This is a genomic window from Kitasatospora putterlickiae (assembly GCF_039527695.1).
GTDB classification, from domain to species: Bacteria; Actinomycetota; Actinomycetes; order Streptomycetales; family Streptomycetaceae; genus Kitasatospora; species Kitasatospora putterlickiae.
In genome coordinates this window covers 1-6,476 of record NZ_BAAAKJ010000319.1, presented here as the reverse complement: position 1 = coordinate 6,476, position 6,476 = coordinate 1, and the positions used below count along the sequence as shown (strand labels likewise).

Sequence of the window (6,476 nt, the reverse complement as noted above, 5' to 3'; positions counted from 1 at the left end):
TCACTTCGCCGCCTTCGCCAGCATCGCAGCAGCCCTCATCTGCGCCCGCAGGCTCCCCAAATGAGATGTCTTCTTAAAGGATCGCGGTCGACGATAGCCCCATGCCCAGATGCGCCGTCCGGACAGGTTGATTGCGTTTGCCGGGTGGTGATCGCTTGACTTGTACCAAGGTCCAACGCTGAGGCTTGTGGCATGGATGACGCAGACGAGTTGTTCAGCATCGCGGAGGTCTCGGCGCGGATCGGTCTGGCGCCCGACACGCTGCGCTACTTCGAACGTCAGGGGATCGTGCCGTCTCCTCGGCGCGACAACGCGGGCCATCGCCAATACACGACGGCCGATGTCGAGCTGATCCGCATGTTGGTTCATCTCCGTGAGACGGGGATGCCACTCGCCGACATTGCGCAGTTCACAGGCGCCGACGACAAGGTCACAGATCCAGCCGGCCTCCGGCTGGAGTTGCTCACGGCTCACCGCCGTCGCGTCCAAGATCGCCGCGAGGACCTGGACCGTGCCCTCAAAGTGATCAGCCGCAAGATCGCGGACTACAGCGAGCGGACCACGAGTTCGCTGGAACTCCTCGACCGGCCGGACTGCACGATCGCCTTCAGCGCCCAGGGAGAGGGGCCACTGCTGTTCCTCGTCGGCGCGCCGGCGGGACGAGCTGGCTTTGCAGCACTGGCACACGAGCTTGCAGGACGGTTCAGGGTCGTCACCCACGATCCGCGCGGCATCGGTGCCAGCCGCGCGGTATCGGAGATGGCTCCCCCCACGCCCGAGGTCCTGGCTGAGGACCTTGCTGCACTCGTCGACCGGTTCACTGGCGGGCCCGCGCTGTTCGTTGGTACCAGCGGTGGTGCCGTGACACTGCTAGAGCTGGCCAAGCAGCATCCCCACCTGGTCGACCGGGCCGTCTTGCATGAGCCACCCCTTGTATCTCTCCTTAACGACGCGGACCTGACGGACCGCGCTGCGGCAGCGTTCATAGCGGCGGAAACTGACCCCCAATGGGCGGTGCAAGAGTTCTTTGATTTCAGCGGCGCCGGCCACCACACAGGCCCCGATCAGACGCCTCCCGTGCACATGGCTCTACCCGAGCTGCCGACTGAGGAACTCGAGAAGAACCGCTACTTCCTGGGGCGGATGGCTGGCCCCACGGTCTTTTACGTGCCCGACATCGAAGCCACCCGTCGGATTTCGGTGGTGCTGTGCGCGGGCGCGCTGAGCCATCACCAGATGGCGCGCCGGGCCACCCAAGCACTCGCTGGCCAGCTGGGACTACCTCTGATCGACATGCCCGGCAACCACGTGGGCGCAAGCGCCGAGCCGACAGAGTTCGCCCGCGCCGTTGTGCCCCTGCTCGAACGCTGAACATAACCCCTGGCCCCTGCTGTACCGCCGCTACAGACTGGTCACTGGCCACCTAGGCACAAGCCAGGGTGCGCCGCCAGCGGCTCGGGCTGATCGGCCCGTGGGGGTCGGCGGGAATCGTCTGGCCGGGCAGGTCCTGCGTGGTGGCCTCCTGGTTGATCCAGGCGACAAGGCGCCTGATCCGGTTGGCGAGTGAGGTGTTGGTCAGGCTGCCCTGGTGTCCGCGTTGGTGGGCGTCGTGGTGGCTGGTGCTGAGCAGGAGTTCGCCGGGTGGCACCATCCGTTCCAGGATCCGGATGGCGCGGACGACGGGGGTGATCGCGACCCAAGGGACGGTGCGGATCTCGCCCGTACTGATGTGGTTGCCGTCGTCGTCGATGACGTTCTGTAGTGGCGGCCGGTGATCAGATGGGGCCCGGCGGCCTCTTCTTCGTGGAGGTCGGCGTCGGCGGGGCCGGTGACCTGGCTGCGGATGAGGTGGCGGGTGGTGCCGTCGGTGTCCGGAGCGGGGGCGGGGCAGCAGCCGGACCGCAGGGCCTGCACTTCCTGGGGACGCATTCCTGTCAGGTGCAGGAGGATTACGGCGGCGGCTGTGCCCAGGTGGCGTCGCAGGTCACCGGCTTCGTCGAAGTTGATGCTGGTGCGCCAGAACCGTCCTTCGATCAGGCCGGTGACCGGCGTGGTGAGGGGGCAGGGCCCGGGCCGCTCCGCCGCCAGCCGGGACAGGCGGTGGAGTCGGCCGGCCCACTGGACCTGCTTGAGGCTGGAGCCGGTGCGGGCGGCGATGTAGATGCGGGCCGCGCCGGAGTTTCCCCGGATCGTGGCCGTGGGCAGCGGGGCGCCTTCGGACAGTATCGGCCGCAGGTAGGCGCGCAGGGCTTCGGCGCCTTCGGGTGAACTGGGATTCGCGTGGGCCCGGCCGGTCATGCGGGTGCGCTCGTCCCAGGCGGCCAGGATGTCGTCGGCGAGGTCCTCGACCACGCGGATCGACCACATCAGCAGCGGTGCGACCACGCGCGGATCCAGCGGCTCGGTGGTGTTCTCCCGGCCGCCGGGCTGGTTCTCCTCCGGTAGATAGTCGTCGACGCCCTCGGTGTCCCACGGTGGCCGGAGGAGTCCCACCGGCTGGGCGGCGAGCTTGTCGTACTCCCACAGGTCCGAGAGGTAGGACAGGTAGTGCCCGGCAGTGAGGCGGCCTACCCCCTTCGTCCCGAACGGGCGGGTGCGGGGGCCGGGCGACGCGGTCGAGGCGAGGTGGCAGCAGTTGGTGCTGATCTGGCGGTGGCACTGTGAGCGTCACGAGGTCCGCTCGCCGGGGCGTCCGTATCCGGGCATCGTCCCCCTTCTGAAGGCGGCCCAGGTCGAGCCAACCTTGCGGCAGCTCTATCCCTTCACCAGTCACCACACTCTGTGCTTCAGCAGCTGCACCACATACCCGTGGGTCCTGCGGGCGCCGGTGGTAGACCCGCTGATCGACGGCCGATTCCGCATCCGCCAGCCCCGAAGCTCCACCGTGATCGGTTACGCCGACAGCCCCGAGGAAGCCATCATCCTGGTCACCGCTCACCTTCCGGCCAGCCTCGGACCAGCAGTAAGCCGCAGCGACAGCCCTGGGTGATCGCCGGCGAACCTGCCGTCAAACTCCGTTGAGACTCGTCAGGCTTCGATGAGACGGGTCACATCTCGTCGAAGCCGTGACCGCGCTGCTGGCGGCCTACGACCAGCTCGGCGACGAAGCGTTGGCCCTACTGGCCGCCGAGAAGCAGGACACGTCCGAGGGGCGCCGGGCCCGGAAGGCGCGCACCGCGCTGCGCGAGGCCGCCGACATGCTGCTGACCGCCGTCCAGGCCCTGTTCACCGTCCACGGGAGTGCCGGCCTCGGTGTCGATGGCGCGGTCAGCCACAGCGCCGACGGCACCCCCGTGACCCTGCTCCCCATGCTCAGCACCCGGCAGACCCTCCTCCTGGACGCCTGGGAGAGCGTCCAGGACGCGGTGGACCACCTCGACACCAAGTCCTTCCCCGCCGCCAAGAAGAACCCCGCCCCGGCCCGCGAGCCGGCCCGCACGAGCGCCGCACTGCTGCGCCTGCGCGACGGCGTCCTCGCGCTCGGCCGGGAGCTGGACGCGCGAGGCCTCGGTGACGACGCCGCCGAGTGCCGGGACAGCGCGCAGCAGCTGGAGCGGCTGGAGGCGCGCGTCTGCCCGCAACCCGACCGAACCGGCCCGGTCGGCGTCGCGGTCGGCGTCCTTCAGGGCGTCGGACGCTGAACCTCCGGGCCGGGCGCGGCGGTGCGGCCGGCCTCGACGGCGGCGTCCATCGTGACGGCCAGCACGGGCAGCTCGCGCGTCAGATCGCCGAGCACCGCCCCGGGCATCGCCGCAGTCCGCGCACACACCGCCGCCAGCGCGACGGTGCCTGTCGGTGTCGAGCTTGGCGCAGGGTGGGGCGTCGTCGGCGCGCGCTCGCGATCACCCCGCCGAGTGGTCGCTTTGTCCGTTCGCGCGGCCTCGCTACCCTCCATGCCGTGAGTAATGGTTCGACTACTACTGGTGATGAGACGTCGGACGCATGGAAGGCGGTGTACGGGCTCCCCGACGGGGTCTTCAGCGCCTCCGATCGGGCCCGCATCGAGCTCGGCTGGAGGGCGAAGATGCTGGGGGAGGCGGCGGTCGAGCTGGTCCGCTCCCTGGCCTCGGACCAGGCCTCGGCGGGTGACTGCGCCAAGCTGGCCCGCGACTTCGTCGACCGGGCGAGCTCCCTTCAAGACGACGCGATCGTGGCGGAGCGGATCCGTGGAGCATCGTGGGCCGACATCGCCCGCGGCCTCGGGCAGTCCGACGTGGACAAGGTCCAGGCGAGGTGGGAGGCCACGGTCGCGGCCGCGCTGGCTCGCCAGCCCAGCGGCCTGCAGCCCCTCAACACCGCCAGAAAGCTCGGCTGGGTGGACGCGTGGAGCGACAAGCTGCCTCATCCAGTGGCCGGTTTCCCGAAGGGCGCGCTCGGTCGGGTCCTGGACGCGTCGGAGGGGTCGACAGGGCGCGATCTGGCCGAGGCGGACCGCGCCTTCGCCGGCGGCCTGGAGCTGGCCACCAATGTCTCCTGATCCGTGGGCTGGTGGCCCGATCCCAACCGGCAGCAGGCCGGTTTCGCCTCGGCGTCGGTGAGTTTCGCCCCGCCAAACTCCCCGCCCCAGGTCACAGCGGTGGCCCGCCCCCAAACCGCAGGAGCGGGCCACCGCCCGGGCCGGGGGCCCGCTACGCCTGGAACTCCGTGCTCTGCACCCCGTAGAAGGTGGCCTTCGCCGGCCGCACCGTCGAACGCTCCACCTCGTCGGCCAGGCCGGCGAACCCCGGACTGCGCCGCACCACCCCGAGGAACTTGCCCAGGGCCTCCTTGTCTTCCCACAGCTCCTGCGCCGTGCTGATGATCAGCGACTTGATGTTCTCCGACTCGCTCACCGCTTCTCCCCTCCGGGTCGTTGGCCAGGCGAGCCCTACCCGTCCGTGATCGACTCCGAACGCCACGTCACCGTCGAATTCGCCGTCGCGTGCCAGTCGGCCTTCGGCGAGCCAGCTGCGGCTACGATGCCGCCGGGGCGCCCGCCGGACCCGGGACGCACAACCACGGGCCATCGCCGGCGGGCACCCCTCCGAAGCGGGCAAGGATCCATAAGCCACCCTCGCTGACGTGCTCTCATGCCACTGATCGCACGGCGCGGTCGCAGTGCGGGCAGACGTAGCGGGCGAGGTCGGGCGGGTACCAGCGCTGACCGGGTGCCGCCGGTCGCCACGGGGCGACGGCCATACCACTCCGGGGTGCCCGACCGCCACCACGATGCCCACCACCCCCCTCTCCAGCCCGCGCCGCCGGCCCCGCATCGGGAGAACAGCCGCCAGGGCCGTCGTTGTCCCGGTCACTACTGTTCGGTGTCGCCGTCGTTCTCCGTCCCTCACCTTCCCCGCTGCGCCCCCCGTTTCGGTTTGTCAGTGGTGACGGGCAGAGTGTTGATCATGTTTACGGGATGGTGGCACGTTCGGCCGGACGAGGAGCGTGTGCAGTGGGTGCTGGAGCCGTTCACGGCCGTGGGGCCGTTGTGTTTCGGGATGAGTGCTGACGAGGTGACGCAGGCTCTGCGCGGCGTCACCGAGGACATCGAGCACCGTACGTGGAGCGGCGGGCGCGGCAACAACACGTGGAGGCCCTCGGAGGGCCGGTGCCGGGATTTCGGCCTCCACCTCTACTACCAGGACGGCCGGCTGTCCGGCGTCGCGGTCGATGCGCTGCGCGGACCGCAGGTCACCGCCGACGGCACCGCGCTCGTCGGCCAGGTGCCTTCCGCGCTGGAGCAGTGGATGGGCGAGCACGCAGAAGGCCTGCCCGACGAGCTCTCCTACATGAGCGCAGGCGTGCCCTGCTCAAGCTCCCTGGGCGTCGTGATCAACGTCCAACGGGAAGGTGACCGCCTCCTGACCCGGCCCGTGTTCTACCCCGCCGAAGCGCTCGACGACCTCCCCCACTGGCTACCGCAGAAGACCTGGGAGATCCACTCCTGACGACCCGGCCGGGGCTCCCCGGGCCCGCCTGGTCGCCGCCACTCCTCCCCAGCGCCCGCTGCTGCGCCCTCGCGGTCGGCTCCCGACGGTCCGGGACGGCGCGCGCCGCGGGCAATGGGGTGCGGGGCGCGCCGTCCCCGTCGATCCTCCCAGCCCCCAGGCGTCCCCTCGCCCCGCGGGCCGCTCGACTTCCGTTCTCGTGAACATCCGGCCGTCCGCCAATCTTGGTGGATTCCTTGGTGAACTCCTTGATGCCGCAGGTCGGAGCGGGTCACGGTCGGTGGTGCGTCCCGGCCCCGCCCGGCCGCACGTCTGGGGCGGAGCCGGTCGCGTGCGCGACCGGCAGAGCCGGGTCCTGCGGCTGCTCGACCACCACCACGATGCCCACCACCCCACTCTCCGGCCCGCACCGCCGGCCCCGCACCCGCAGAACGGCCGCCAGGACCACCCGCACCCGCCGGTGAGCTCTCCGCCGCCCGGTGAGTTCCGCCCCGGGGGCCGGTGAGTTCCGCCCCGCCGACCTCACCGTCGCAGGTCACAGCCGTCCAC

General features: G+C 70.5%; 8 protein-coding genes. 5 read left to right on the top strand and 3 right to left on the bottom strand.

What is annotated here, in order from left to right:
- Window positions 1-192 precede the first annotated feature (192 nt).
- On the top strand, window positions 193-1,371 hold the full coding sequence (locus ABD308_RS30210) for an alpha/beta fold hydrolase (protein ID WP_344341873.1): 1,179 nt from the start codon (window positions 193-195) through the stop codon (window positions 1,369-1,371).
- Window positions 1,372-1,575: 204 nt separating this feature from the next.
- Here the strand turns inward: ABD308_RS30210 and ABD308_RS30205 are convergent, their stop codons facing one another.
- Window positions 1,576-2,493: a hypothetical protein gene (locus ABD308_RS30205; protein WP_344341870.1), complete on the bottom strand. Its 918-nt coding sequence runs from the start codon at window positions 2,491-2,493 to the stop codon at window positions 1,576-1,578.
- Window positions 2,494-2,557: 64 nt separating this feature from the next.
- On the opposite strand from ABD308_RS30205, the gene ABD308_RS30200 reads away from it, so the two are divergent.
- Together ABD308_RS30200 and ABD308_RS30195 are read left to right on the top strand one after the other, a co-directional pair.
- Window positions 2,558-2,989: a DUF6193 family natural product biosynthesis protein gene (locus ABD308_RS30200; protein WP_344341867.1), complete on the top strand. Its 432-nt coding sequence runs from the start codon at window positions 2,558-2,560 to the stop codon at window positions 2,987-2,989.
- A 76-nt stretch (window positions 2,990-3,065) separates the two neighbouring features.
- A complete protein-coding gene (locus ABD308_RS30195) occupies window positions 3,066-3,641 on the top strand; it encodes a hypothetical protein (protein WP_344341863.1) in 576 nt (191 codons plus the stop codon).
- Here ABD308_RS30195 and ABD308_RS30190 read toward each other — a convergent pair.
- Entirely contained in the window at window positions 3,623-3,748 is a 126-nt protein-coding gene (locus ABD308_RS30190; RefSeq protein ID WP_344341860.1) for a hypothetical protein, read from the bottom strand. The two genes, ABD308_RS30195 and ABD308_RS30190, sit on opposite strands and share 19 nt — an antisense overlap.
- Window positions 3,749-3,898: 150 nt before the next feature.
- Between ABD308_RS30190 and ABD308_RS30185 the strand changes: the two genes are divergently transcribed.
- Complete coding sequence (locus ABD308_RS30185; RefSeq protein ID WP_344341857.1) at window positions 3,899-4,477, top strand: hypothetical protein; 579 nt, start codon at window positions 3,899-3,901, stop codon at window positions 4,475-4,477.
- 151 nt (window positions 4,478-4,628) lie between these two features.
- Here the strand turns inward: ABD308_RS30185 and ABD308_RS30180 are convergent, their stop codons facing one another.
- Entirely contained in the window at window positions 4,629-4,832 is a 204-nt protein-coding gene (locus ABD308_RS30180) for a hypothetical protein (RefSeq protein ID WP_344341854.1), read from the bottom strand.
- Between the two features lie 603 nt (window positions 4,833-5,435).
- Here ABD308_RS30180 and ABD308_RS30175 point away from each other — a divergent pair.
- On the top strand, window positions 5,436-5,927 hold the full coding sequence (locus tag ABD308_RS30175; protein WP_344341851.1) for a hypothetical protein: 492 nt from the start codon (window positions 5,436-5,438) through the stop codon (window positions 5,925-5,927).
- Window positions 5,928-6,476 lie beyond the last annotated feature (549 nt).